The sequence below is a fragment of the Hydrogenophaga taeniospiralis CCUG 15921 genome (genome assembly GCF_001592305.1).
Classification (GTDB): Bacteria; Pseudomonadota; Gammaproteobacteria; order Burkholderiales; family Burkholderiaceae_C; genus Hydrogenophaga; species Hydrogenophaga taeniospiralis.
On the sequence record NZ_BCWR01000015.1, the window covers coordinates 146,929 to 172,609 of the forward strand.

Sequence of the window (25,681 nt, forward strand, 5' to 3'; positions counted from 1 at the left end):
CCCTTGCGTAAAAATTGATTGAACAATGAGTGGCGGGTTTTGCACTCCAGGCCTGAATCCGTTTCTTTCACGCACGAATTGGTGCGGAAGGTTCTTTCTGAATCGAAGCATTGGCCATTTGGATGGGTTGATCGATTTCATGCCGAGACAGGGCGATGGCTTCGCGCCAATGCGCCTGCGCGCTCTGCCCCAGCGCCTGCGCGACGCTGAACTCGCGCAGCGGCGCGTGTTCCTGGCGCATGGCGATGGTGCTGCCGTCGTTGCTGAGGTAGAACGCCTGCGCCTGGCCCTGAGCGGCGTACCGGGTCTGCTCCTTGACCGCCGCGGCCGACAGGGTGTCGATCTGTAGTTCGCTCATGCCCAGTTGCACCAGCCGGGGGCCAAGCTGGTCTTTGAAGTGCTGGGCCTGGCTGTGTTGTTCGGCGCTGGGGCCGTGGCGTCCAGGTGTCGCCTGCGCTTTGGTCGGGTCCAGGCGCTGGTCCAGTGAGTCGCGCAGGGCCGCGCCGCTGCCCGCTGGCAGGCGTTTGTCCATCAGCAGATGGCCTTGGCCGTCACGGCGCATCAGCACCATGTCCACCCGGTCGTTCTGCGTGCCGGCTGGGTCGCGCTCGACCACCACGGCGCTCAGCGGCACGCCCTTGTCTGATGTGTAGTCCTTGCGCCAGACCGTACCGTGAGCGCCGTTGAAGCGGCTCCAGCCGTCGGCCCTCTGGCGCTCCGGGTGGGCCGAAGGGTTCAACTGGCGCGGGGCGTGGAGTCCTTGGCGCGGGTCGTGGGTGACGGGATAGTCGGCGCCTTGCGCCGCCACCTCGGCGATCCGGCTGGCATTGGGGAGCAGCGTTCGCATCGCCGGGTGGCGGCTGATCTGAATGGCTTCGTCGGTTTTGGGGATGTCGCGCTCGTGGTAGACGGTGGCGCTGCCATCTGGGCGTTTGGCGGCAGGCACGTCGTTGATCGGCACCCCGGTTTTCTTGAACCACTCGGTGGAGGCCTCGAGCACGTGGGCGCCGATGCCCCGGTCGTAGCCGCCACCGATGTTGCAGTGGTTGCCGGTGACGTCAACCGTGTTCACGCCGGGGTGGTGACTGTGGTCCACGCCCTTGAACCACGTTCGGTATTCGTTCTGGGCACGCACGACGGTGACGTTTTTCGAGGCCGGCGAGAACGCCGTATTGCCTTCGTAGCCCGTGGTCACCGGGTCGAGGATCATGGCCCCGGCCAGACCCAGTTGCCCCGGCGGCACCAGGATCTTGCCGGTGTTCGGGTCGCTCAGACCGCGTTCATAGAGCAACTGGCTGAACACCGCCGCCGTGCCTCCGCCCCGGCTGAAGCCGGTGGCCATGACTTGCAGGGATTCGGTGGGGTTGGCGTGGGGGTGGCCGCGCAGCCAGGTAAATGCTTCCTGACTGAACTCACGATATGCCTTTTCCGCTGTGTCCTGCATGTCGGCGGTGGGCCTCAGGACATCGTGGTAACCCTTGGCGCCCGGATCGGTGCCCACGCCGGCGTAATAGGCAGTACGGAAGCTCGGATTCCCCTCTTCGTTTGGCTTCATCTGTTCGTACAGCTCTGCCACATTGGTGGGCTGCGGGTTGCCCGAGAGCGCCAGGTTGTCCTTGTCGTTGTTGGTGCCGTCAAAGTGCGCCACGAACACGAATTGTTCGCCGGGGCCAATGGACAGATTGGGCGCAGCAGTCTGTACGATGCCCTGCGCCTGGGCCGACATCCGGGCGCGTTCGGACTCGTTGAGCTGTTTGACAACCTCGGTCATGGCTTGCCCCGCTCAGCCGCTTCACGCGCCGCCCTCGCGCTGGGCCAGCCTCCCCGGACCTTGGGCGGGGCGTTGTCCGGGTAGAGGGTCTTGACGTCCAGATACTCTCGCCCATCCGGGCCATTGGCGGGCTTGCCCACCGGTCTGTGGTTGCGTTTGGTATCCCAATCGGAGTCTGGAATCAGGTACACATACAACTGGTTGTTGTCGATCAGGAAGTAGATATCCTGCTTGTGCATCTCCTTGGGCGAGGGCAAACGGCTCCGGAGGTCGACCCGGTCTTCGTAGACCTTCTGGGTGTTTTTGTCGCGCCATTTGACATACAGGGAATCACCCAGGAGGATTTTTCCGGCGCCGTTGAAACACTCGCCCCGGCGGGCCTGCCCGGTTTGCACCTCGTGGGCCGTGTGTGTTCCCAGGGTTTCGCCATACAGGCAGTCGAGCAATTCGATATCCGGGCTGTCCACCGCCGGGTTGTATGAAAAGCCGTGAAACACGATCCGATCTTCGCTGCAGGCGTTTTGTGTGCTCATGAGCACTCCCAGAAAACAGGCGACCAGCCAGGGCCGAAAAAAGTGCGTTCTGAAACGGGGCATCTTGGGGTGCATTGAAACCATCCTTTCCATCGTTGGGCGTGTTCCGTAAACCATGGCTATTCAGCGGCCGGTGTTTCAGTTCCGGTAGCGAAGCGCAGGGCGCTGTGGCAATCCTTGTGCGGGAGCAGGGCTGTTGTTGGTTCGTGAGTGATCCAACACATCCTGTGTGGCTGTTTGCCCGCTGCGCTTGCCGTACTCTTTGATGACCTTGGCGTCGGAAACCATGTGCGGGGCATGGGCCGTTTCTCCTGCGCCGGGGGAACTGCCCGGTGTGTTTTCCATGTGGCTGTTGGGCGGCCTGGAGGCGTCCACCGTTGTCGCCGAGCGGTTGCCGACTTCGGTCGCAGAAGTGTTCGCATGGCTGCCCATGGCGCCAGCGGGAAGCCTGGTGGTTCCCGGGCTGCTGTGGCCGTTGGCGTATTCAGGGGACAACTGGCCTCGTGTGCCACTGGTCGAGATGGCGGGCGTTGCGGCCGCGTCGGTGCCACCGTTCCGGTTCGACCCGCTCGCGTGGTTGAGGAGCTGGCGGGTCATGGTGCCCGAAAAACTGTGGTCGGACTCACTGGAGTGGCCCGGGTTGCCGGCGCTCGCTGCCGCGCCCTGATGGCCCAGCGCAGCGGGGCTGTAGCCGGCTTGCTGGCCCGCGCTGGCACCCGCTCCCGCGTAGCCGCCGCCCAGGCCAGCCCGCGGCATGCCCATGGCGCCGGTCAGGTTGGAGGCGTAGCCCATGGACGCATTGAAGAGCTGCATGATCAGCGGCGGGGTGGCCACGATGAGCAGGGCGAAGAGGGCGCCCATGCCCGCGAGGTTGGTGGCAGCGCCGCCCAAGTCCACCCGGGCAGCGGTGCCCAATGTGAGATTGCCCGTGAGGAACCGGATGGCGACTTCCGCGATGGTCCCCAGCGATCCCCCCGCATCGGCTGCGCTGTTGAGCACCGAGGACAGGGCGATCATGAGCCCGTAGCTGACCGTCGACGACATAGCGATCGTGGACACGATGGACAGGAAGGCCAGCGCGAGGAACGTGGAAAACAGGAACTTGAGCCAGCCCCAGAACAGCGATGTGGTGCCTTTGAACAGCAGGAAAAACAGGAACAGCGGGGCGAGCATCAGGGCGAAGCAGATTGCGATCTGCGAGAGCATCACCAGCATGGAGGTCAGGATGGCCGGCCCCGTTTGCCCCAGCGCACCGGCAAACACCGTGAAGGAGCCGCGCCGGCTGCTCTGGTCGGCCACCGAGTTGGTGACATCTTCCACCACCATGTTCATGAACTGACCGATGGCCAGGTTCATGTCGATGAGACGGTCCACCGTGAGGTTCGAACCCGTGACGATCTGGGTGATGGACCGTTCCAGGCCCAGGACGGTGTGGATCACCGTGTCGGTGTTTTTGGTCAGGGCCGAAATGAGCGACATCACCAGGACGATCTTGGCCCCGCGCAACAGCAGCTGGACGATGGGTTCGCGTTGGCTCCCCGTCATGATCCGCAAGCCGGCCAACAGCACCCAGACGGTGACGAAGGCGACGGACGCGGCCATGATCATCTTGGCCAGGTTGTTCACCACGAAGAACATCCACTTGTCCAGGATGGCGTCGTAAAGGATGAACTTCTTCAGATTGCAGTAGAAGGTGGCGTCCTGCAGGGCGTTCACATAGCGCTCGGGCAGGATGGCCGTGAGCGCGTCCGACACCACCGAACTGATGGCGAAATTGGTGAAATAGTCGTCGCCCAGGCTGAAGGGGCTGCAGGTCGGGGGTGATGACAGGAACCCCAGATCGGACGATGGCATGTATGTTTCCCTGAGCGTTTTTGTTGGATTGACCGAATCGCCTTGGTTGGCATTTTTGTTTTAAACCAAGGCCGATTCGGTCCCAATTCTGATTCTAATAATAAATCTTTAGATGTATTTTTTCTGCTCTATCAACATTCCTTTGCACGCTGTCAGCCGTGGGGCGCGCGCGCCGAATGTAGATCGAAAGCGTGCATGCGGCCGAGCCGGCCCCTGTCAGACCTGACAGCGCTGGAAACAGAGGTGGGGATTGGGGCCCGGAAACGACGAAGGCCCGTTGCCGGGCCTTCCTGAAGACGAAGCGGTGTGGCGTCAGTTGACCGTGACGGCCGCGCCCTCGCCCTTGGCGGCGATCACACCGATCTCGTGCACCGTTTCACCCAGCTCGCGCAGCGTGGCGGCGCAGGCGGCGGCTTCGGCGGCGTCGATCACCACCACCATGCCGATGCCGTTGTTGAAAGTGCGGTTCATCTCGATGTCGTCGATGCCGGCGGTTTTCTGCAGCCAGGCGAACAGCTCGGTCTGCGGCCAGCTGCCTTTCTTCAGATGGGCAGCCGTGCCCTCGGGCAGCACGCGCGGGATGTTCTCCAGCAGGCCGCCGCCGGTGATGTGGGCCAGGGCCTTCACCGGGTGTTTGGCCAGGGTGGCCAGTACGTTCTTCACGTACAGGCGGGTGGGCGCCATGATGGCCTGCTTGAATGGCTGGCCGTCCAGCGTGGCGGGCAGGTTGCTGCCGGCGCGTTCGATGCACTTGCGCACCAGTGAAAAGCCGTTGGAGTGCACGCCGTGCGAAGCCAGGCCCAGCACCACGTCGCCGGGTTTCACGCTCTGACCGGTGAGGATCTTGCTTTTCTCGACCGCCCCGACGCAGAAACCGGCCAGGTCGTATTCGCCGGCCGGGTACATGCCGGGCATTTCGGCGGTTTCGCCGCCGATCAGCGCGCAGCCGCTGAGCTCGCAGCCCTTGGCGATGCCGCCGACCACGGCTGCGGCGGTGTCCACGTCCAGCTTGCCGCAGGCGAAGTAGTCCAGGAAGAACAGCGGCTCGGCGCCCTGTACCAGCACGTCGTTCACGCTCATGCCCACCAGGTCGATGCCCACCGTGTCGTGCATGTTCCATTCAAAAGCCAGCTTGAGCTTGGTGCCCACGCCGTCGGTACCGGAGACCAGCACCGGCTCTTTGTAGCGCTTGGGCACTTCGAACAGCGCGCCAAAACCGCCGATGCCGGCGAGCACGCCTTCGCGCATGGTCTTCTTCGCCAGGGGCTTGATGCGTTCGACGAGCGCGTCGCCCGCGTCGATGTCAACGCCGGCGTCTTTGTAGGAGAGGGGGGTGGTGCTGGAGGTCATGGGGTGCGGGTGCCGGCGGCGAGGCCGGGGGGTGTCGTGTGAGCGGTCGGATCGGGCGGTGGGCGGCCCCGCCAGTGGAATGAGGCAACGGTGTCTGGCGGGCGTTTGCGGTGCCGCAAGAGGCGGCGGACTAGAATTTGCCCCAGATTTTAAGGGTTTGCCTCCGCGGCCCGGTCGTTCACCCCGACGTTGCTGTCCATGACCTTCACACCGAACCAGATCCGCGCCGCCACTTGGGGCCTTATTGCGCTCGTGATCTGGCTGCTGCTGTCGCTGCTGGCGCCGGTGCTCATGCCATTTCTGCTGGCCGCCGTGCTGGCCTATGCGCTGCATCCGCTGGTGGAGCGGCTGAAAGCGCGGCGCGTGCCGCGCTGGCTGGGCGCGGGCCTGGCAATTTCGTTGCTTTCGCTGGTGCTGGTGGCGGTGGCGCTGCTGATCGTGCCGGTGATCACCAAGCAGGTGCCGCTGCTGCGCGAGCAGGTGCCGGCCCTGTTCGACAGCGTCAACACCCGGCTGGTGCCGCTGCTGGCGCGCTTCGGCATCGAGCTGCAGGTGGACGTGGCGCTGGTGCGCGGGTGGATGCAAAAGCTCATCAGCGGCCATGAGGGCGAACTCATCGATGGGTTGCTGTCGTCGCTGCGCATCGGTGGCAGTGCACTCGCCGCGGTGTTCGGCAACCTGATCCTGGCGCCCATCGTGGCCTATTACCTGCTGCTGGACTGGACGAATCTGGTGGAGCGCAGCAAGGGTTTGATCCCCCCCCGCTGGCGCGCCAGCGTGCAGAACTTCCTGGACGAGACCGATGGCGTGTTGGGCCAGTACCTGCGTGGCCAGTTGCTCGTGATGGGGGTGCTCGCCGTGTTCTACACCGTGGGCCTGGCGCTGGTGGGCTTGAAGCTTGCCTTGCCGATCGGTGTGTTCACCGGGCTGGCGGTGTTCGTGCCCTACCTTGGCTTTGGCCTGGGCCTGGTGCTGGGGCTGCTGGCGGCGGTGCTGCAGTTCCAGACGGTCACGGGCGTGGCCCTGGTGGCCCTGGTCTACACCGTGGGGCAGGTGGTCGAGAGCATGTACGTCACGCCACGCCTGCTGGGCGAGCGCATTGGCCTGCACCCCATCGCCGTGATCTTCGCCCTGATGGCCTTTGGCCACCTGTTCGGGTTCGTGGGCATTCTGGTGGCGCTGCCGGTCAGCGCGGTGCTGCTGGTGGCCATGCGGCGCGCCAAAGGCGGCTACATGAGCAGCAGTCTGTATCTGGAAGGCTCGCTTCCGACGTCGCCGGTGCAACCCGTCCCCGCTCAGGACGACCCGGCATGAGCACCGGCAAGCCGCCACCCATGAAGCAGATGGCGCTGGACATTGGCCTGGCGCCGGTGTCCACGCTCAGCAATTTCGTGGCCGCGGGCAACGAGGCCGCGCTGGAGCACCTGCGGTTGTGGGCCGGCAACCCCATGCGCTCGCCTGTGCCCACCTTTCTGTGGGGCGAGGGCGGCAGTGGCAAGTCGCACCTGCTGCGCGCGGTGCGCGAGGCCTTGCGCGATCATGGCAGCCGGGTGGGCTGGATCGACGCGACCACGCTGCACCCCGGCGAGTACGACGAACACTGGGACGCCGTGCTGTTCGACGATTGCCAGCTCTACACCGCCGAGCAGCAGGCCGCGGCGTTCAACTGGTTCGTCAATGCCCAGAGCCCGGCGCATGGCCCCGCGCGCTGGGTGCTGGCGGCCGCGGACCGCCCGCCGGCCGACCTGCAGCTGCGCGAAGACCTGCGTACCCGCCTGGGCTGGGGCCATGTGTTCCAGCTGCACGCGCTGGGCGAAACCGAGCGCCGCGCCGTGCTGCGCCGCGCCGCCGACGAACGCGGCGTGTTTCTGGGCGACGAGGTGATGGACTTCATGCTCACCCGCTTCTCGCGCGATCTCTCCAGCCTGATGATGCTGCTCGACCAGCTCGACGCCTACGCCCTGCGCACCCAGCGCGCCATCACCATTCCGCTGATCAAGTCCATGCTGGAAAACGAATGACCGACACGACGACCGCCGGGCGGATGAGCGGCGAGCCATCCTCCGCGGGGCTGCGCCTCGCGCTGTTTGACCTTGACCACACGCTGATCCCGCTGGACTCCGACTATGCCTGGGGCCAGTTCACGGTCTCGCTGGGCTGGCGCGACGCCGAGAGCCACACCCGCGCCAACGACGCCTTCTACGAACAGTACAAGGCTGGCACGCTGGACATCGCCGAGTACATCCGCTTTGCCACCGGCGCGCTGCGTGAGCACGGCATGGCGCGTGCCCATGCCGCGCACCAGCGCTTCATGCAGGAGGTGATCCGGCCCGCGATGAGCGAGGCGGCGCTGGCCCTGCTGCGCGCGCACCAGGCGGCGGGTGACGAGGTCGTGATCGTCACCGCGACCAACGAATTCGTCACCCGCCCCATCGCCCAGGCCTTTGGCGTGGACGAACTGATCGCGATCGACCTGGAACGCGATCCCCAGGGGGAGCCCACCGGTGAGATCCGGGGCGTGCCCTCGTTTCGCGAGGGCAAGGTGGCGCGTGTGGAACAATGGCTGTCCGCGCGAGGCTTTTCCTGGGCCAGCGTGGCGCACAGCACTTTCTACAGCGACTCCATCAACGACCTGCCGCTGCTGGAAAAAGTGCACGAGCCCGTGGCCACCAACCCGGACGCCCGGCTCCAGGCCATCGCCCTTGAACGGGGCTGGCGCATATTGAACCTATTCGAATGATCAAGAAATTCATCAACAGGCTGCTGGGCAAGACCGACAGCACCCCCGCGCGCCGCGCCAATCCCTTTGGCAAACGCGAAGACGTGCCGGTGGCGGTGCACGGCATCGACCGCAGCCTGGTCGACCAGCGTGCGCTGGACGTGGTGCACACCCTCAAGCAGGCCGGCTTCGAGGCCTACCTCGTGGGTGGCGCCGTGCGCGACCTGCTGCTGGGCCTGCGCCCGAAAGACTTCGACGTGGCCACCAGCGCCACGCCCGAGCAGGTCAAGGGCCTGTTCCGCCGCGCCTTCATCATCGGTCGGCGCTTTCGCATCGTGCACGTGATCTACGGCCGCGGTCGCGAGCACGAAATGATCGAGGTCTCGACCTTTCGCGCCTACCTCGACAGCGCGGATGCCGAGCAGGTGGCGGGCAACGAGCGCACCAGCAAGGGCGAACTCGCGGGCATGAAGCACGCGGTGGACGCCAGCGGGCGTGTGCTGCGCGACAACGTCTGGGGCCCGATCGAGCACGACGCGGCCCGGCGCGACTTCAGCATCAACGCCATGTACTACGACCCGGAAACGCAGACCGTGGTCGACTTCCACCATGGCATCCGCGACGCGAAGAAGAAGACCCTGCGCATGATCGGCGACGCCGCCACGCGCTACCGCGAAGACCCGGTGCGCATCATCCGCGCCGTGCGTTTCGCGGCCAAGCTCAGTGGCCTGGGTTTCAAGTTCGACGCCAAGACGCTGGAGCCGCTGGCCTCGTCGCGCAATCTGCTGGCCGATGTGCCACAAAGCCGTTTGTTCGACGAAATGCTCAAGCTGCTGCAGACCGGCCATTCGCTGGCCAGCGTGGAGCAGCTCAAGGCCACCGGCCTGGGCACCGGCATCTACCCGCTGCTCGACGTGGTGGTGCAGCGCGCCGAGGAACCGTTCGTCAAGCTGGCGCTGCAGGACACCGACCGCCGCGTGGGCGAAGGCAAACCGGTGGCGCCCAGCTTCCTGCTGGCCTGCGTGTTGTGGGCCGACGTGCGCAAGGGCTGGAGCCAGCGCCTGCAGACCCGCCCGGGCCAGCGCCCCATGGCGCCGGTGGCGGCCTTGCAGGACGCGGTGGACGACGCCTTCGAGGCGCGCATCGGCGACGTCTCCGGCCGCGGCAAGCTCGGCGCGGACATGCGCGAGATCTGGATGATGCAGCCGCGCTTTGACAAGCGCGTGGGCACCTCGCCGTTCAGCCTGGTGGACCAGCCGCGCTTTCGCGCCGGTTTCGATTTCCTGCGCCTGCGCGCGCAGGTGGGCGAGGTGGAGGAAGAGCTGGCCCACTGGTGGGAAACCTTCAGCATGGCCAGCGATGAGGTCCGCGAAGACATGGTGGACGCGCAGCGCCGCGAAAACCTGGCCAAACCCGGTGCGGGCAAGGCCCGGCGCGTGAAGCGCAGCGATGGCGACCACCCGGCCAATGCCTTGGCGCCCGACCCGCGTTTTCGCGCCACCGACGGTGGCGAGGACGGGGAGGGCGCTGAAGACGACGGCGCGCCCTCCGATGCCGCCGACGGCGCGGCGCCTGCCGATGGCACGTCCCCGGCCAAGAAGCGCCGGCGGCGGCGCCGCAAACCCGGTGGCGCGGGCCGCGCCGATGGCGGGCAGGGCGGCGCAGGCCCGGACGGTGGCGGCGCCATCATCGACTGAACGCCGGGCCACGCCGGCCCGCCCACCGCCATGCCGTGCGACACCCCGCTCCGCGAGCCCGTCACGGCCTACGTTGCCCTGGGCGCCAATCTGGGGGATGCCGCGCAGACGCTGCGCGACGCACTGAGCGCGCTGGGGCGATGCCCGGCCGTGCGTCTGGTCCAGGCCTCCAGCCTCTACCGCACCGCGCCCATCGACTCCAGCGGGCCGGACTACATCAACGCGGTGGCCGAAGTGAGCACCACACTCACCGCGCCCGCACTGCTGGCGGCACTGCAAGACATTGAACAGCAGGCTGGCCGCGAGCGGCCCTACCGCAACGCGCCGCGCACGCTGGACATGGACCTGCTGCTGTACGGCAGTGCGCACATCGATTCACCGGTGCTGACCGTGCCGCACCCGCGCATGATGCAGCGGGCTTTTGTGCTGGTGCCACTGCACGAGATTGCGCCGGGCCAGGTGACGCCGGAGGAGTTGGCGAGCGTCTCAGGGCAGGCGATCCAGCGACTCTGAGAGTGCCAACGCCCACGCGCGTGCCTCAAGGCGCCAGACGTTCCCTCAGCCAGCTTCCGTCCGGCTGTGCTGTGTAGCGCAGCCGGTCGTGCAGCCGGCTCTTGCGGCCTTGCCAGAACTGCCAGTTGTCGGGCTTGAGCCGGTAGCCGCCCCAGTGCGGCGGGCGCGGCGGATTCAGCAGGAACTGCGCGCCATATCTCGCTGCATTCGCCACCAGCACCGTGCGGCTTTCGATCACCTCGCTTTGTGGACTGGCCCAGGCCCCGATGCGGCTGTCCAGCGGGCGGCTGCGGAAGTATTCGTCGCTTTCTTCGGCGCTGACTTTTTCCACCACGCCCTCAATGCGCACCACCCGCTCCAGCTCGACCCAGTGAAACTGCAGCGCGGCGAACGGGTTGCCCGCCAGCTCCTGGCCTTTGCGGCTGGCGTAGTTGGTGTACCAGACGATGCCCTGCGCATCGTAGCCCTTGATCAGCACCACGCGCGTGCTCGGCCGCAGGTCCGAGCCCACGGTGGCCAGCGTCATGGCGTTGGGTTCGGGCACTTCGCTGTGGATGGCCTCGGTGAGCCATTGGTCGAACTGCTGGAGCGGGTCGGCGTGTGAGGCCGACTCGCTGAGTTCGGCCTTTTCATAGCTTTTGCGGAGATCGGCGATGTTCATGCGGCCAGTATAGGAGTTGGGTCAGGGCACGGCGACCCGCGCAGCGGCGGAGTGTGGGGGTGAAAAATCGTCCACCAGCCGCAGCAGCTTTTCCAGTGCGCGGTCTTCGATGCCGTGCGCGCGCAGGCCGTGCCATGTCTGGCGCGCGTAGTCCAGCGTGCTGCCGTAGCGGCCGACCGAGTGGGTGAAGATCTCGCGGTAGCGCTCGGCGTCGAGTGCGCCGGTGTAGTTGGGGCTGTGGCGCGAGAGCGTGAACGCCAGCGCATGCACCGGGCCCTGCGCGGTCTGGCACAGCAGCCACTTCGGGTCGTACACCGGGTTGGGCATCTCGCGGGCCCAGAGCGTGGGCATGAGCGCCTCCACCCGTTCGTGGGGCACACGCAGCGCCAGCCCGCTGCAGCTGCCGCCGGCCATCAGCGCGAACACCAGCCCCGGGCGCTCGGGAGTGCCGCGGTTCACACGGCTCCACATTTGCAGGCTGCGGTGGTAGCCGTGCACCCGGGCCAGGCGCTGTTCGGCGGCGTCGAACTCGGGCCGCCACACCAGCGAGGCATAGCCAAACACCCACAGATCAGGTCGCGACCCCTGGGCGCGCCATTGCTTGAGGGTGTCTTGCATCATCTGCGCGCCATCGCGCTGGGCCGGGTCCCAGGTGGCCGGGCGGGCGCGGCGGGGAGGGAAGGCGGTGGGGTGGGTTTCGAGGGCGGCCATCTACAATCCGGGGACGTTTGCGTCAGTCGTTTCCATGTGCTTTTCGGAGCGATCGCCAGCCGGCTGTCCGTTGCTCGTCACCCATTATTCTTCACGGAGTTGTTGCCCATGTCTTCCCAGGATAACGATCAGGATGCCCTCGTGGTGGCTGCGGTGCTGATTGCCGCGATTGTGCTGGTGCTGGGCGTGGCGGTCGGGGTGGCCATGGGCCAGGTGCGCGGTGCCAGCGCAGCCACCGTGGCGGAGGAGGGTGCGGCAACGCCGGTCGCATCGTCCGCAGCGGCGACCGCACCGGTTGCAGCCGCGCCGGCCGCTGTTACCCCACCTGCTCCTGAGCCCGCGCCCGTTGCACCCCGGCACGACGACGCCAGCGTGGTGGTGGAAAACGGCGTGGTCAAGTTCTACTTTGCCTCCGGTCAGGCCGATCTGGCCCCGGGTGCGCTGGACGCGCTGGAAGACGCGATCGCTGCCGCCAAGGCCGGCAAGCGCCTGGTGCTGTCGGGTTTCCACGATGCCACCGGCGACCCCGTCACGAACGCCGCCCTGGCCAAGCGGCGTGCGCTGGCGGTGCGCGACGCGCTGGTCGGCGCCGGGGTGTCCACGATGGCGCTGGAGCTCAAGAAACCCGAAGAAAGCACCGGTTCGGGCAACGACGCGGAAGCGCGCCGGGTGGAAGTGACGATCGTCGACTGAACATCGGCGGCCCGGTCACCAATCAAAAGCCCGGCAATGCCGGGCTTTTGATTTTCCGCTGTTCAACTCACCGCAGACCCTGGCCGCCGGCGTGTTCCGCCCGCTGGATCAGCTCGATCTTGTAGCCATCGGGGTCCGTCACGAAGGCGATGACGGTGCTGCCGCCCTTGACCGGGCCGGCCTCGCGCGTCACGTTGCCGCCTGCGGCCTTGATCTTTTCGCAGGCCGCGTAGGCATCGGGCACGCCCAGGGCGATATGGCCGTACGCCGTGCCGAGCTCGTAGCTCTCAGTGCCCCAGTTGTAGGTGAGTTCGATCTCTGCCTGTGCCGGGTTGCCCTCGTAGCCCACGAAGGCCAGCGAGTATTGGTACTCGGGGTTTTCCGAGGTGCGCAGCAATTGCATGCCGAGCACCTGGGTGTAGAAGTCGATCGAGCGCTGGAGGTTGCCCACGCGCAGCATGGTGTGGAGGAGTCGCATGCGGACTATTTTGACGGCATTTCGAAAACCAGGCAGGTCGTCGTGGCATGGGCGTAGAGCGTGCCGTCCGGGCCGATCAGTTGCGCGTCGGCGGTGGCGAGCTGGCGCCCGCTGTGGATCACGCGGCCGATGGCGCGCACGCGGGGTACTTTGGGCGTGAGTGCGCGCACAATGTTCACGCTGAGCTCGGCCGTGGTGTAGCCGCGCCCGGCGGGCATCTTCGTGTGCACCGCGCAGCCCAGCGCCGAGTCGAGCAGGGTGGCGAACCAGCCGCCGTGCACCGTGCCCATGGGGTTGAAGTGCTGTGGGCCTGGCGTTCCCTGGAAGGTGGCACTGCCATCGCCGATGTCGATCACCAGGAAGTCCAGCGTCTTCGCGATGGCGGCGTAGGGGATGTCGCCGCGCAGCATGGCGCGCAGCATGTCGATGCCGCTCATGCCGGCCACCTGATCCGGGCGCGCCACGCCCGGACCCGGCCCGGCGTCCAGGCGCCGCAGCACCTCCTGTTCTTCGGCCAGCCAGGATTCCAGCATGTCGGGTCGGGTCATGGGTTGCTCCTCAAAAGGTTGTATATGCAATCATTGTAGATACAATGAATTCCATGACACCTGTCGCCACCGCGTCAAACCCTGCCGCCCCCGAGGTCAAGCCGCTGGGCTGCACCAACCTGAAGCTGCGCCAACTCACGCGCCGCGTCACGCAGCACTACGACCAGCACCTGGCGCTGGCTGGCCTCAGGATCACGCAGTACTCGCTGCTGGCCCATGTGGACAAGCTCGGGCCGCTGGCGCCGGGCGAACTCGCGCGCCGCATGGACATGGGCGCTTCCACGCTCACGCGCAACCTGCGTCCGCTGGTGGCCGCGGGCTGGGTGGAAATGGGCGAGGGCGCTGACGCGCGCAGCCGGCTGATCCGCATCACCGACACCGGGCGCGAGGTCCGCCGCCTGGCGCAGCGCCAGTGGAAGGCCGCCCAGCTGGCGCTGAATCAGAAGCTCGGCCCGGCCACCGTGGTCGCGCTGCACACCCTGCTGGACCAGGGACTGGCCGCGTTCCACGCCGAGCCCGCCGAAGAGCACTGAAGGGGCTGGACAGCTCTGAAATGGCACTTTGGTGCGAAACCGCACGGTTCGCGCCACGAGCCCGTTTTCTTTCGTGAATATCTCACCAGGAACCGCACCGTGCTTGAGGCACAGTGCGGCCATGGCCTCGGTGCAATGAAGCCCATTCGCCCATCGCAGCCCCGTGCCGGATATTCTTTCCTTTCGATGACCAAGCACCCCGTCACCACCGTCAACGCCCCCTCCGATGAATGGTCCCGCCTGCAGGCTTTGCGCTCGCTGGCCGAGCTGGACACTGCGTCGGACACCACACTCGATGATCTCGTGCGCATGGCCGCGCGTGCCTTCCGTTGCCCGATCTCTGCCATCACGTTGGTGAGCGCCGACCGCCAGTGGCTCAAGGCCGCGTTCGGTCTGGAACTGCGCCAGACCACCGACTTCCTGGTCTTCTGTGGCCAGACCATCCGGCACAACGGCGTGTTCGTGGTCTCCGACGCTTCACTGGACCCGGACTACGCCGAACACCCCCTGGTGACCGGGCACCACCGGGTGCGCTTCTACGCCGGCGTGCCGATCCGGGTCGACGCGCACGTGGTGGGTACCCTGTTCGTGGTTGATCGCCAGCCCCGCACCCTGAACGCGGACGAGCGCACGCTGCTGGTGGATCTGGCGCAGGCGGTCGAACACCGCCTGGCCACCCTGCGCGAGCGCATGTACGCGCGCGAGCGCGAGAACGACTTTCGCGAACTGGCCGAGCAGATGCCGGGCATCGTCTACCGCGCCGCGCTCGATGAAGCCAGCTCCACGCTGTACGTCAGCTCGCGCATTCAGGAACTGGGCTACGTCGCCGAAGAGTGGATCGCCCGGCCCGACGCCTGGCTGCTGGCCCTGCACCCGGACGACCGCGAGCGGGTGCTGAGCGAACACGCTCGCGGTGTCGCGCGGGGCCAGCCGTTCGAGCTGCAGTACCGCTTGCGCGACGCCGCAGGCCGCTGGCGGCACATCGAAGACGCGATCCGCATCGTGCGGCCCTCGGGGGACGCAGGCGTTCCGCTGATCCAGGGCGTGATGCTCGATGTGACCAGCCGCGTGCAGGCGCAGGGTCTGGGGGATCTGCTGTTTGAGCACCTTCCCGATGGCGCGCTGCTGGTCGATGCGGGGCACCGGGTGCTGGACGCCAACCCGCAGGCGGAGCAACTGCTGGGCCTGTCGCGCAGCGCCTTGGTCCAGCGGCCCCTGGCCGAACTGTTCAATCTCACCGTGTCGGACGAAGCCGCGCGCCGTCTGCTGGTCGGCGACGCGCAGGGACTCGAATGGGACTACCAGCGCCCGGATGGGAGCCTGCGCTACCTGGAAGACACCGCACGCACGCTGGCCGATGGCCGGCAGATCCGCGTGCTGCGCGACGTGGGCCGCCAGCGCGAAGAATCGAACCGGTTGCGGCGCCTTTCGCTGGCCGCCGAACAGGCGTCCGAGGCCATCGTCATCACCGATCTGGCGGCCAACATCGAATACGTCAACCAGGCTGCGGTCACGTCCTCGGGCTACTCGCGCGAGGAACTGATCGGGCGCAATTCGCGCATGTTGCAGTCGGGCCTCACGCCCATGACGCGCCACCGCAAGCTGTGGGCCACACTCATCGCCGGCCGCTCCTGGCGGGGGTTCCTGAACAACCGGCGCAAGGACGGCAGCCTCTACATCGAGTTCGCCACCATCTCGCCGGTGCGCGCGCCCGACGGCCGGGTCACCCACTACCTGGCGGTGAAGGAAGACATCACCGAGAAGCGGCGCATGGGCGAGGACCTCAACCGCTACCGGCACCACCTGGAAGAACTGGTGGCGCAGCGCACCGACGAGCTGGACCGGGCCCGGCGCGCGGCCGAGGCGGCGAGCACCGCCAAGAGCCAGTTCCTGGCCACCATGAGCCACGAGATCCGCACCCCCATGAACGGGGTGATCGGCGTGGCCGACGTGCTGATGCGCTCCAGCCTGAACCCGCACCAGATGGAGCTCACCGGCACCATCCGCGAGTCGGCCTTCGCGCTGCTGTCCATCATCGACGACATCCTCAACTACTCCAAGATCGAGGCCGGCCGCATGGTGCTGGAGCAGGCCCCGATGAACCTGCTGCGTCTGGCCGAGGGGGCCTGCGACGTGGTGCACCCAATGGCGCTGGCGCAGGGTGTGCGGCTGCATGTCTTTGCCGACCCGGCCCTGCCCGCGGAACTGATCGGGGACGCGGCCCGGGTGCGCCAGGTCATCATCAACCTGGTGGGCAATGCCATCAAGTTCTCCGCCGGCCAGGACCGCCCGGGCCGGGTGGCGCTGCGCCTGCTGCCCCTGGCGGGCGGTGGCCTGCGGCTGGACGTGTCGGACAACGGCATCGGCATGTCGCCCGAGGTCCAGGCGCGCATCTTCCAGCCCTTCGAGCAGGGGGAAAGCTCCACGTCGCGCACCTACGGTGGCACCGGCCTGGGGCTGGTGATCTGCCAGCGCCTGGTGGACGCCATGGGCGGACGCATCCGGGTGGAGAGCACGCCCGGCGTGGGCAGCAGCTTCAGCGTGGAACTGCCCCTGCCCGCCCACGAGACCGATGGCCCGGCGCCCGTGCCGCACGATCTGGACGGGCTGGAATGCGTGCTGGTGCTCGACGACGAGGCGCTGGTACAGGACTGGGCCACCTACCTGAGCGCCGCGGGCGCGGTGGTCAGCCGGGGCGAGGCGCTGCCGGAAACGAGCACCCCGCTGGGTCTTGGCGCGGGCACCACGGTGCTCATCCTGTCGGTGGAGCGCCAGCGCCTGCTGCAGAGCCAGGGGAAGAGCCTGCCGCCGGGGCTGCGCACGGTGCTCGTGCGCCACGCCGAGCGGGGCGCGCCCCGCTTCGTGCAGCCCACCGTGGTGGAACTCGAAATCGGCGGCGTGCACCGCGACGAACTGCTGCTGGCCGTGGCCATGGCCGCCGGACGGGCCAGTGCCCTGCCCATGGATGCCGAACCGCCACAGAATGCCCAGGCGCCCGCCGTGCCCGACCCGGTGCAGGCGGCCGCGCAGGGGCGCCTGATCCTGGTGGCCGAAGACAATCCGATCAACCGCAAGGTGATCCGGCACCAGCTCGAATTGCTCGGGCTTGCGTCGGAGCAGGTGGCCAGCGGCCAGGAAGCGCTGGACTGCTGGCGCGCCGGTCCCGGGCGCTACGGGCTGCTGCTGACCGACCTGCACATGCCGGGCCTGGACGGGTTTGCGCTCGCTGCGGCGATCCGGCGCGAAGAGCCCGCCGGCGAGCGCCTGCCGATCATCGCCTCCACGGCCAACGTGCTGGGGATGGACGCGGCCCGTTGCCGCGAGGCGGGCATGGATGCCTGCATGAGCAAGCCGGTGGCGCTGGACGCCCTGAACGACACCCTGCGGCATTGGCTGGGGCGCGGGAAAACCGGCGGCGGGCCGGCCGTCATCGCTCCACCCCCCCCGCCAGAAGATGCCGCGATGCCAGTCCCCAGGGGCGACGCGGCGCTGCACGAGTTCGACGGCAATGCGTTGACGCGCCTGGTGGGGCCGGACGAAGCCTTTCAGCAGGACCTGCGCCAGCGCTACCTCGACAGCCTGGACCAGGCCCTGGAGGACATCCACCGCGCCATCGCCGCCGAAGACTGGAACGCCGCCGGCCTGGTGGCCCACCGGCTCAGGACGTCGACCCTCGCCCTGGGCGCGGTCGGACTGGGACGGGTCTTCGAGGCCATGGAGACCGCCGGCCGCGAGAACGACGCCCAGGCCCTGCGCCAGCAGGCGCAGTGGCTGGTGCCGGCCGCTGACACGGCGCGCAGCCACCTGCGAGGGCTGTAGAGCCCCGGGTGCTCGAGCCCGGTCACGGCCGTGGCAGGTGGGCTGCGGCCGTCGGGCCGGTCACACCGGAACCGTGTAGTTCAGCGTCATGCGCCCGCCGTCCACCGTCACGATTTCACCCGTGACGTAGCTGGCCGCGTCGCTGGCGAGCCAGGCCACCACGTCGGCGATCTCCGACGGCTCGCCCAGGCGCTTCATGGGCGTGCGGCTCATGATCTTGTGCTTGGCCTCGTCGCTGGTGAGCACGGCGCGCGCCGCGAGTTCGGTGGCGATGGTGCCCGGGGCCACGGCGTTCACGCGGATGCCCCGTTCGGCCAGCGCCAGCGCCATCACACGCGTGAGCTGGTTGATGCCACCCTTGCTGACGTTGTAGCTGGCGATGTTGGGGATGGCCAGCACCCCGTTGACCGAGCTCATGTTGACGATGCAGCCGCCGCCGGTGGCCGCCATCTCGCGCGCCACCGCCTGGCCCATGAGGAAGGCGCCCTTGAGGTTGACGCGCAGCACGGCGTCGAAGTCCTCCTCGGTCACTTCCAGGAAGTCGGCCGCCTTGAAGATGCCGGCGTTGTTGACCAGCACATCGACGCGGCCGTGCCGGGCCAGAGTCTGCGCCACGCAGGCCTTCACCTCGTCGGCGCTGCCCACGTCGCAGTGCACATAGAGGGCGTCGAGCTGGTTCGCCAGCGCCTGGCCGCGCGGGTCGTCCACGTCGGCGATGACCACGTTGGCGCCTTCGCTGGCGAAGCGCCGGGCGCAGGCTTCACCAATGCCCTGCGCGCCACCGGTGACGATGACGACGCGGCCCTGGTGGCCGAAGTGAACGGGATGGAGGGAGGTGGGCAGGGGCTGGGTGTTCATGCCCTGCATGGTAGCCAATCGGAGGCCGCGGCCGGATGCGCGGAGCCTTGGGACGTGAGGCGGCTCAACCGACCTTCACGCCCTTCCAGAAGGCCACGCGCCCGCGGATGTGTTCCGCCTCGGGCTTGGGGTCCGGGTAGTACCAGGCCGCATCGGTGTTGAGTTCACCGTTGACCAGCAGCGAGTAGTAGTGCGCCTGGCCCTTCCAGGGGCAGCTGGTGCGGTGGTTGCTGAAGGTGACGAAGTCGCGGGTGAGCGCGCTCTCGGGGAAGTAGTGGTTGCCTTCCACCAGCACCGTGTCGTCGCTTTCGGCGATCACGGCGCCGTTCCAGGTGGCTTTCATGCGGGGTCCGCCGGGTTCACTTGTTCTTGTCTTTGCCGCGCGGCAGCACCGCCGTGACCGGCGGGGTGGGGCGGTCCGACGTGGCCGGACCTTTGGGGGCCGAACTGTCCTTTTTCGGTTTCTTCGACATTTTTTCGTTGCGCTGTTCTTTGCCCATGGTGCTCTCCGATGGCGGCCGCGGGGTGCGGCCGTTGGTGCGTCAATGGTAAGCGACAAGTGGCGCTGTTCAGGGCGCGGCGAGGCCCAGGAATTCGGTCAGGGCCTGGGTGTCGAGGGCGCCGGCTTTCGTCACCGACTGGCCGCTGCGCGCGTGTTTCGCCACGATGAAGGGCACGGAGTCCGCGCCCAGGTTGTCGAGCAGCTGGGTGTTGGCCTTGATGCTGGCGAGCACTTCGTCGGGCACGCTGGCCGAGGCCGACATGCCACCCTGGCCCGCGAGCACCGAAGTCTCGTGCGCCGTCATGGCTTCCACCGGGTTGGCCGCCTGCATCAGCGCGGCACCCTGCGGCGCGCTCTTGGGCCCCAGGATGGCCACCGGCAGCCAGACGAATTTCACCTTGCCTTGCAGGGGCAGGGAGGCGTTCCACAGGTGGCCGCAGTGCGGGCACTGCGGGTCGAACAGCACATAGACCGGGTTCGCGCTCATGAGTGCACCCACGGTGAACCCCTTGCCCTGCGCGGCCACGGCGTCGTAGGCCTGTGCGGGAGCGATCGCGGTGGCCGGGGTGGCCGTCTGGGTGGTGGCGTCTTCTTTGGAGCAGGCCGACAGCAGCAGGGCCATCGATGCGATCAGCGGGAGGGTCAGGTGCCTGATGTTCATGGGGTTGCGGGCAGGAGGCCGGAGGTGTTTGAAACCCCCGGATCATCGCAGACTGTGGAGGCCCACGGGAGGGCCTCCACGGGGACGGGCATCAATGGTTCAGGATGATGTGCGCGATCAGCCCGGTGGCCACGGCGATCAGCACGTAGTCCGTGCCCACCTGCACCCACTGGTGGCCGCGCGGGGGGGCGTACAGGTGGTGCACGCGGTGGTTGACCACCACGTATTGCCGGTGGCGGTATTCGCGCGGAATGTAGCGGCCGCGACGGAATTCGGGTCCGCGCGCGCTGTAGTAGTAGCGGTGGCCGTCGCGGTAGTAGTGGTTGCGCGCATCGCGCCGGTCGTGCCGGCGCTCGAAACGCTCGTCGCGCCGCTCAAAGCGATCATCCCGCCGGTCGTCCCGTCGCTCAAAACGATCATCGCGGCGGTCGTCGCGCCGGTCGGCCTGGCGCTGGTGTTTCTGGATGAGTTCTTCGCGGTTGTTGCCACGGCGGTCGTCGTGCTGCGCGAAGGACGGGAGGGCACTGAGCCCCAGGGTGACGGCCAGGGCTGCGGCGACAAAGGTGCGGGTTTTCATGGAAACACTCCAGTGGTTGTGGGGTGTCTGCATGGTGCGCGCCGCTTGTGTCGTGGCTGTAAACCTTTGTGTTGGGGGGTGCAAAGCCACGTAGCCAGGTGTGTGCGCCTTTTCTGGCGATCTCAGCCCAGCTGGGCGGCTTCCTTGGCCCGCATCTTGGCGGCGATGTATTCGCCGTGGGTCACGTGCAGCAGGCCGGCGACCTTGCTGATGACGTGGTTCTCGTGCGCGTCCAGGTGGGCGTCGGCGTACGCCACCTGCCACATTGCTTCCACCACCCGCACCTTCTGTTCCTGCGTGAAGTGTTCGTTCATCTGGCCCGTGAAGCGCTGGTAGTCGTAGGCGCTGCGCGCGGTGTCGTGGGCCAGCTCCAGCAGCCGCTGCAACTCGTCCTCGCTCAGCGCGAACTTGCCGCGCAGCGCGTGCAGCACCGCGTCGCGCTCGCTGTCGGCCATCGTGGGTTCGGCGCGCATCACTTCCACCAGCAGCACAGCCGTGGCCAGTTGCAACGTGTGCTCCTGCTCGGGGCGCGACTGACCATCGGCCGGGGCGGCGAGGCTGGCGCTGAGGTTGTCAAACAGGTCTTTGAGGGTTCTGAGCATGCGGGGTGTCCGGTGAGCGGGAGGGTGGTGTTGAGGGATGGAGCGGCGAAGCGGCCCGGGGTTCCCGTGCCCACACCAGCAGCAGGTTGTTGGCCGGCATGCCGTGCCGCTCGCGCAGCACCAGGCCGGCGGCTTGGGCCTCCTGCGCCACGTCGGCCAGCCGGCGCAGGCCCCAGCCGGGGTCGCGGGCGCGCAGGCTGGCGTCGAAATCGAGGTTGCCTGGCGAGGTGGGCACGCCGTCTTCCAGGTAGGGGCCGTAGGTGATCAGCACGCCGTCGGGCGCGAGGTGCCGCGCGGCGCCCCGCATGAGAGCGGCGCAGGTGGCCCAGGGCGCGATGTGCAGCATGTTCGCGCAATACACCGCGTCGAAGACCCGGGACGGCGCGTCGTCAAACGCCGGGCCGTCGGCGGGCCAGCGCGGCGCCAGCACGTCCAGCCGCAAGGGCGGCAGCACCCGGGTGAGGCCTGCCGCGGCGGCCCGCGCTGCGATGGCCGGCAGGGCGCTCGCGTCGAAGTCGGTGGGTTGCCAGGTCCAGCCTGGCAGCCCGGCGGCGAACCAGACCGCGTGTTGCCCGGTGCCCGAGGCAATCTCCAGCGCGGCACCCTGCGCCGGCAATACCTGGCGCAACACGTCCAGGATGGGCTGCTGGTTGCGCTCGGCCGCGGGACTGAAGGGCAGGGTGTTCATGGCGGGCGGGTCCGGCGGCCGTCAGGCCTTGGCCCGCCACCCCTGCGCCAGCGCGCCCAGCGCGATGCCGGCCAGCGCCCACAGCAGGGCCCAGTTGCCCGTGCCCAGGCCGGCGATGGCCGGCCCCGGGCACACGCCGCACAGGCCCCAGCCCACGCCGAACAGCGCCGAGCCCTGCAGGGTGTCGCGGTTCCAGTGGGCCACGTGCTGGTGGAAATAGCCCCCCAGCAGCGGCTGGCCCAGCAGGCGGGGCAACAGCAGGTAGGCCAGCAGCGTCACCGCCACGGCGCCACCCATCACCAGCATCAGCCCGAAGTCCTGGAAGCGCAGGAAACTCAGCACCACCTCAGGCCGCACCATGGTGGACAGGGCCAGGCCAAAGCCGAACAGCGCGCCGCCCACGAGCACGGCGAGGAATTTCATGGGGCTCATGCCAGTCCCCAGGCAACGAGGTTGGCCGTGATGAAGGCCGTGGCCATGAAGGTCAGCACCGCCAGCAGCGAGGGCCACTGCAGCGAACCCAGGCCGCAGATGCCGTGGCCCGAGGTGCAGCCGTTGCCCAGTCGCGCGCCGTAGCCCACGAAAAAGCCGCCCAGCAGCAGCATCCACACGGGCACGCCGGTGGACAGCGGCGTGCCGTCCGAGAAGGCGAGCCACCAGACCAGCGCGCCCAGCACCAGCCCGGCCGCATAGACCAGACGCCAGCCGCGCGACTCGGTGAAGCGAGCCTGCTGGAAAAACGGCCGCTGCACCACGAACGACCAGGTGCTGGAGAACACCGTGCTCATGCCGCCCACCAGGCCGGTGAACAGGTACAGCAGCGCCACGCCGGCGCCGATGAAAAGGCCGCCCAGCAGGTAGTGCTGCCAGCCCAGTGGGAAAAGCGAAAGGGTGGAATCCATGGGCGCCGATTATCCGTGGCGCCCCGTGGCGCGTCGGGTGCCCGCGGCAAGACCCTGGCGGCGTTGCGCGTGGCCTGGTGCCGGCCATCGCTGCGCGCGTCGTGGGGCGCTGGTGAGGCTCAGCGCTTCTGCGCCGCCTGGCGCAGTTGCTCGAGCGTGCCGGACCAGACCTCGAAGAAGCCCTCGCTCTGGCGGACCTGCAGCCAGGTGTCCCAGCGGGTGCGCGACAGTGCCGGGTCGGTGACCGCGAGCGAGTCCTGCTCCACCCCCACGCCCAGGCTGCCGCCACGTTTCTTGTCGGGTGCGGCCTGCGCCTGCCGTACAACGGCCTGCACGCGCCGCAACTCGGCCTGCGTGGCCGGGGGCATGCTGTAGAGCAGCCAGCGCCGCCCGGCCGGCGGTGCCTTCAGGCCCAGCGCGGCGCTCGACGCCACGGCCAGCTGCAGCGGGAGCTTTTTGTCCATGGGTTCGAACGCGCCGGGCTCGCGCGGCGTGAGCTTCACGACCAGCAGGGGCACGGCGCCCGGCGGCGGCACCAGCCGCGCGTCCACCTGCAGCGCCACCATGAACTCGGCCGGGTTGGCCTCCAGCAAGGACTCGGACAACTGCACCAAGCGGGGCAGGGAACGCAGGGGAATGCCGCCGCAGCCGGCCAGCGCCGCCGACAGGACCAGACAGGTGAAAAATCGCTTCATGGGGCTTGACAGAGTTTGTTGAACGAGAATAAATTGTCGTAAAACAATAATTTATTGTCAATCAACAATCACTCCATTCATTCGACCCATCTCCTCATGTCAAGAGAGTCCAGCATGCATCCCACCCACCGCAACCACCGCACCCTCCACCCGGCCGACCCGCTGCGACATGTCCGCCGCACCAGCCGGCTCATGGTCTGGGCCTGCTGGGCCCTGATCCTTCTGCTGCCGGCGGCGCTGGTGGGGTACTGGGCCGTGGCCGGCGGCGAGCAGCTGGCCAGCCACGCCAACCTGCCCGCTTCGGCCATCGGTGCGCCCCTGCAGCCCTGGCAGCGGCTGGTGGGCGCGGGGGTCATGGGGCTGCCGCTGGCCCTGCTGCTCGTGGGCCTGTGGCAGGCCAAGCGCTGCTTTGAGCAGTTTGCGCAGGGCCAGGTGTTCACCGAGCAGGCCACCGACCTGCTGCGCCGTTTCGCGGGCTGGGTGGCCGCGGCCGCGCTGGCCGCCATCGTCGCGTCCGCCGCCACCTCGGTGCTGCTCACGCTGCACAACCCGCCGGGCATGCGCCACCTCGCGCTGGGCATCGGCTCCAACCACCTGTTCACCTTCTTTTTCGCCGGCCTGGTGTGGCTCATGGCCGCGGTCATCGGCCAGGGGCAGGCGCTGGCCGAGGAAAACGAGGGCTTCGTCTGATGGCCATCGTGGTTCAACTCGACGTCATGCTCGCGCGGCGCAAGGTCAAGTCCAAAGACCTGGCCGAGTTCGTCGGCATCACCGAAGCCAACATGTCCCTGCTCAAGCAGGGCAAGGTCAAGGGCGTGCGCTTCGAGACGCTGGAGAAGATCTGCGAGTACCTGCAGTGCCAGCCCGGCGAGCTGCTGGTCTACCAGCCCGAGGGCGATTCGCCGTGAGCCTCGCACGGCCCCGATAATTCAGCGCCTGACCCGGCCCACCCGGGCGGCCCTTTACGTCCACCTGCATGCACACCCTGGAACAACTGCGCAGCGGCGCGCTCACCGGCACGCGCCGGCTCGACCTGAGCTGCGGCCTGACCGAACTGCCCCCCGAGGTGTTCGACCTGGCCGACACGCTGGAGGTGCTCAACCTCACCGGCAACCGGTTGAGTGAGCTGCCGCCCGACCTGGGCCGGCTGCACCGGCTGAAGATCGTTTTCTGTTCCAGCAACCATTTCACCCACCTGCCCGCATCGCTGGGCGACTGCCCGGCGCTGGAGATGGTCGGCTTCAAGGCCAACCGCATCCAGCAGGTGCCCGCCGCGGCGCTGCCGCCAAAGCTGCGCTGGCTCATCCTGACCGACAACGCCATCGAACAGCTGCCCGCCGAACTGGGCCAGCGCCCGGCGCTGCAGAAGCTCATGCTCGCGGGCAACCACCTCGACGCACTGCCGCCGGGGCTGGCCAACGCGCAGCGCCTGGAGCTGCTGCGCCTGTCGGCCAATCACTTCACCGAGTTGCCCGGCTGGCTCACCGAACTGCCGCGCCTGGCCTGGCTGGCCCTGGCGGGCAACCCGCTGGGCTGGCACCGCGCGGCGCCAGCGCCGCTGCCCCGCATCGCCTGGGGCCGGCTGCGTGTGGCCGAGCGGCTGGGCGAGGGCGCTTCCGGCCACATCCACCGCGTGCACCTCGAAGACGCAGTGGGCAATGCGCTGGCGCTCAAGCTGTTCAAGGGCGCGGTCACCAGCGACGGCCTGCCCGAACACGAGCTGGCCGCCTGCCAGGCCGCCGGGCAACACCCGGCGCTGTGCACGCCCAGCGCCGAACTGGGCGAGCACCCCGAAGGCGCGCGCGGCATGCTGCTGCCATTGCTGCCGCCTGCGCTGGTGAACCTCGCCGGCCCGCCCAGTTTCGAGAGCTGCACACGCGACGTCTACGCGCCCGGCTTCGCCCTGCCCGCCAGCGCCGCGCTGCGTCTGGCTCGCACCATGGCCGGCGCGCTGGCCCACCTGCACCAGCGCGGCGTGATGCACGGCGATTTCTACGCCCACAACATCCTCTGGAACCCGGCCAGCGGCGACGCCATGCTCAGCGACCTGGGTGGCGCCACGCTGCTGCCCGATGACCAGCCCGCGCTGCGCCACGCCCTGCTGGCGCTGGACGTGCGCGCCTTCGGTTGCCTGCTGGAGGAACTCGTGGCCCACGCGCAGGGCGCTGCTGCCACGGTGTCGCCCGGGCTGGACCGTCTGGCCGGTCTCGCCACCGCCTGCCTGCACACCGACCCGGCCGCACGGCCCGGGATGGGCGAGATCGCCAGCCAGCTCGACCCCCTGGGCCGCTGAACGATCAGCCCAGGCCTGTGTGG

29 protein-coding genes are annotated in these 25,681 nt (G+C 68.0%); 11 read left to right on the forward strand and 18 right to left on the reverse strand.

Features of this window, described 5'->3' with window-relative positions:
• Positions 1-67: 67 nt before the first annotated feature.
• The 4 genes from HTA01S_RS17510 to purM form a co-directional block, all read right to left on the reverse strand.
• Positions 68-1,771, reverse strand: coding sequence for a phospholipase effector Tle1 domain-containing protein (locus HTA01S_RS17510; RefSeq protein ID WP_068174023.1), 1,704 nt, complete (start codon positions 1,769-1,771; stop codon positions 68-70).
• Positions 1,768-2,304 (reverse strand): hypothetical protein, encoded by a 537-nt coding sequence (locus HTA01S_RS17515; protein ID WP_157572163.1) that lies wholly within the window; start codon positions 2,302-2,304, stop codon positions 1,768-1,770. Before HTA01S_RS17515 ends, HTA01S_RS17510 begins: the two co-directional genes overlap by 4 nt.
• A 138-nt stretch (positions 2,305-2,442) precedes the next feature.
• Positions 2,443-4,158 carry a type IV secretion system protein gene (locus HTA01S_RS17520; RefSeq protein WP_068174025.1) on the reverse strand — a complete coding sequence of 572 codons (1,716 nt, stop codon included), beginning with the start codon at positions 4,156-4,158 and terminating at the stop codon, positions 2,443-2,445.
• A gap of 312 nt (positions 4,159-4,470) precedes the next feature.
• Positions 4,471-5,508: a phosphoribosylformylglycinamidine cyclo-ligase gene (purM, locus tag HTA01S_RS17525; protein ID WP_068174026.1), complete on the reverse strand. Its 1,038-nt coding sequence runs from the start codon at positions 5,506-5,508 to the stop codon at positions 4,471-4,473.
• Between the two features lie 198 nt (positions 5,509-5,706).
• On the opposite strand from purM, the gene HTA01S_RS17530 reads away from it, so the two are divergent.
• The 5 genes from HTA01S_RS17530 to folK are packed head-to-tail and all read left to right on the forward strand — an operon-like array spanning position 5,707 to position 10,437.
• Positions 5,707-6,822 carry an AI-2E family transporter gene (locus HTA01S_RS17530; protein WP_068174142.1) on the forward strand — a complete coding sequence of 372 codons (1,116 nt, stop codon included), beginning with the start codon at positions 5,707-5,709 and terminating at the stop codon, positions 6,820-6,822.
• Positions 6,823-6,842: 20 nt separating this feature from the next.
• Entirely contained in the window at positions 6,843-7,529 is a 687-nt protein-coding gene (hda, locus tag HTA01S_RS17535) for a DnaA regulatory inactivator Hda (protein WP_068174143.1), read from the forward strand.
• Positions 7,526-8,248 (forward strand): histidinol-phosphatase, encoded by a 723-nt coding sequence (locus HTA01S_RS17540; RefSeq protein WP_245638125.1) that lies wholly within the window; start codon positions 7,526-7,528, stop codon positions 8,246-8,248. Before hda ends, HTA01S_RS17540 begins: the two co-directional genes overlap by 4 nt.
• Positions 8,245-9,924, forward strand: coding sequence for a polynucleotide adenylyltransferase PcnB (pcnB, locus tag HTA01S_RS17545; RefSeq protein ID WP_068174027.1), 1,680 nt, complete (start codon positions 8,245-8,247; stop codon positions 9,922-9,924). The genes HTA01S_RS17540 and pcnB overlap by 4 nt, the downstream gene beginning before the upstream one ends.
• Before the next feature lie 30 nt (positions 9,925-9,954).
• Positions 9,955-10,437, forward strand: coding sequence for a 2-amino-4-hydroxy-6-hydroxymethyldihydropteridine diphosphokinase (gene folK / locus HTA01S_RS17550; protein WP_068174028.1), 483 nt, complete (start codon positions 9,955-9,957; stop codon positions 10,435-10,437).
• A 25-nt stretch (positions 10,438-10,462) separates the two neighbouring features.
• Here folK and pdxH read toward each other — a convergent pair whose 3' ends face one another.
• Positions 10,463-11,098, reverse strand: coding sequence for a pyridoxamine 5'-phosphate oxidase (gene pdxH, locus HTA01S_RS17555; protein ID WP_068174029.1), 636 nt, complete (start codon positions 11,096-11,098; stop codon positions 10,463-10,465).
• A gap of 21 nt (positions 11,099-11,119) precedes the next feature.
• Positions 11,120-11,809 carry a gamma-glutamylcyclotransferase gene (locus HTA01S_RS17560; RefSeq protein WP_245638126.1) on the reverse strand — a complete coding sequence of 230 codons (690 nt, stop codon included), beginning with the start codon at positions 11,807-11,809 and terminating at the stop codon, positions 11,120-11,122.
• Between the two features lie 108 nt (positions 11,810-11,917).
• Here HTA01S_RS17560 and HTA01S_RS17565 point away from each other — a divergent pair, with 108 nt between their 5' ends.
• Positions 11,918-12,502 carry an OmpA family protein gene (locus HTA01S_RS17565; protein ID WP_068174030.1) on the forward strand — a complete coding sequence of 195 codons (585 nt, stop codon included), beginning with the start codon at positions 11,918-11,920 and terminating at the stop codon, positions 12,500-12,502.
• A 67-nt stretch (positions 12,503-12,569) separates the two neighbouring features.
• Here HTA01S_RS17565 and gloA read toward each other — a convergent pair whose 3' ends face one another.
• Both gloA and HTA01S_RS17575 read right to left on the reverse strand, forming a co-directional pair.
• Complete coding sequence (gene gloA, locus HTA01S_RS17570; protein ID WP_068174031.1) at positions 12,570-12,980, reverse strand: lactoylglutathione lyase; 411 nt, start codon at positions 12,978-12,980, stop codon at positions 12,570-12,572.
• Between the two features lie 5 nt (positions 12,981-12,985).
• Positions 12,986-13,528, reverse strand: a complete 543-nt coding sequence (locus HTA01S_RS17575) for a PaaI family thioesterase (protein WP_084236206.1) — start codon at positions 13,526-13,528, stop codon at positions 12,986-12,988.
• Between the two features lie 44 nt (positions 13,529-13,572).
• On the opposite strand from HTA01S_RS17575, the gene HTA01S_RS17580 reads away from it, so the two are divergent.
• Together HTA01S_RS17580 and HTA01S_RS17585 are read left to right on the forward strand one after the other, a co-directional pair.
• Complete coding sequence (locus HTA01S_RS17580; RefSeq protein WP_407656121.1) at positions 13,573-14,061, forward strand: MarR family winged helix-turn-helix transcriptional regulator; 489 nt, start codon at positions 13,573-13,575, stop codon at positions 14,059-14,061.
• 186 nt (positions 14,062-14,247) lie between these two features.
• Complete coding sequence (locus HTA01S_RS17585; RefSeq protein ID WP_068174034.1) at positions 14,248-17,880, forward strand: PAS domain S-box protein; 3,633 nt, start codon at positions 14,248-14,250, stop codon at positions 17,878-17,880.
• A gap of 60 nt (positions 17,881-17,940) precedes the next feature.
• Here the strand turns inward: HTA01S_RS17585 and HTA01S_RS17590 are convergent, their stop codons facing one another.
• The 10 genes from HTA01S_RS17590 to HTA01S_RS17630 all read right to left on the reverse strand — a co-directional run bounded on the left by HTA01S_RS17590 (position 17,941) and on the right by HTA01S_RS17630 (position 23,365).
• Entirely contained in the window at positions 17,941-18,738 is a 798-nt protein-coding gene (locus HTA01S_RS17590; RefSeq protein ID WP_068174146.1) for an SDR family NAD(P)-dependent oxidoreductase, read from the reverse strand.
• A gap of 64 nt (positions 18,739-18,802) precedes the next feature.
• Complete coding sequence (locus tag HTA01S_RS17595) at positions 18,803-19,081, reverse strand: DUF427 domain-containing protein (RefSeq protein ID WP_068174035.1); 279 nt, start codon at positions 19,079-19,081, stop codon at positions 18,803-18,805.
• Positions 19,082-19,097: 16 nt separating this feature from the next.
• The gene (locus tag HTA01S_RS25575) at positions 19,098-19,238 is read right to left on the reverse strand and encodes a hypothetical protein (protein WP_169804790.1); all 141 of its coding nucleotides are present in this window, start codon (positions 19,236-19,238) and stop codon (positions 19,098-19,100) included.
• A 69-nt stretch (positions 19,239-19,307) separates the two neighbouring features.
• Entirely contained in the window at positions 19,308-19,901 is a 594-nt protein-coding gene (locus HTA01S_RS17600) for a thiol:disulfide interchange protein (protein WP_068174036.1), read from the reverse strand.
• A 91-nt stretch (positions 19,902-19,992) separates the two neighbouring features.
• Positions 19,993-20,478 (reverse strand): RcnB family protein, encoded by a 486-nt coding sequence (locus HTA01S_RS17605; RefSeq protein ID WP_068174037.1) that lies wholly within the window; start codon positions 20,476-20,478, stop codon positions 19,993-19,995.
• A gap of 122 nt (positions 20,479-20,600) precedes the next feature.
• Entirely contained in the window at positions 20,601-21,080 is a 480-nt protein-coding gene (locus HTA01S_RS17610) for a tellurite resistance TerB family protein (protein WP_068174038.1), read from the reverse strand.
• On the reverse strand, positions 21,052-21,768 hold the full coding sequence (locus HTA01S_RS17615) for a DUF938 domain-containing protein (RefSeq protein WP_084236208.1): 717 nt from the start codon (positions 21,766-21,768) through the stop codon (positions 21,052-21,054). Before HTA01S_RS17615 ends, HTA01S_RS17610 begins: the two co-directional genes overlap by 29 nt.
• 21 nt (positions 21,769-21,789) lie before the next feature.
• Positions 21,790-22,200 (reverse strand): DUF6691 family protein, encoded by a 411-nt coding sequence (locus tag HTA01S_RS17620; RefSeq protein ID WP_068174039.1) that lies wholly within the window; start codon positions 22,198-22,200, stop codon positions 21,790-21,792.
• Positions 22,197-22,670, reverse strand: coding sequence for a YeeE/YedE family protein (locus tag HTA01S_RS17625; protein ID WP_068174040.1), 474 nt, complete (start codon positions 22,668-22,670; stop codon positions 22,197-22,199). Before HTA01S_RS17625 ends, HTA01S_RS17620 begins: the two co-directional genes overlap by 4 nt.
• A gap of 119 nt (positions 22,671-22,789) precedes the next feature.
• Positions 22,790-23,365, reverse strand: a complete 576-nt coding sequence (locus HTA01S_RS17630) for a hypothetical protein (RefSeq protein ID WP_068174041.1) — start codon at positions 23,363-23,365, stop codon at positions 22,790-22,792.
• A 114-nt stretch (positions 23,366-23,479) separates the two neighbouring features.
• On the opposite strand from HTA01S_RS17630, the gene HTA01S_RS17635 reads away from it, so the two are divergent.
• The 3 genes from HTA01S_RS17635 to HTA01S_RS17645 all read left to right on the forward strand — a co-directional run bounded on the left by HTA01S_RS17635 (position 23,480) and on the right by HTA01S_RS17645 (position 25,658).
• Positions 23,480-24,055: a DUF2975 domain-containing protein gene (locus tag HTA01S_RS17635; protein WP_068174042.1), complete on the forward strand. Its 576-nt coding sequence runs from the start codon at positions 23,480-23,482 to the stop codon at positions 24,053-24,055.
• The gene (locus tag HTA01S_RS17640) at positions 24,055-24,273 is read left to right on the forward strand and encodes a helix-turn-helix domain-containing protein (protein WP_068174043.1); all 219 of its coding nucleotides are present in this window, start codon (positions 24,055-24,057) and stop codon (positions 24,271-24,273) included. Before HTA01S_RS17635 ends, HTA01S_RS17640 begins: the two co-directional genes overlap by 1 nt.
• Before the next feature lie 68 nt (positions 24,274-24,341).
• Positions 24,342-25,658, forward strand: a complete 1,317-nt coding sequence (locus HTA01S_RS17645) for a leucine-rich repeat-containing protein kinase family protein (RefSeq protein WP_068174044.1) — start codon at positions 24,342-24,344, stop codon at positions 25,656-25,658.
• Positions 25,659-25,681: the final 23 nt, after the last annotated feature.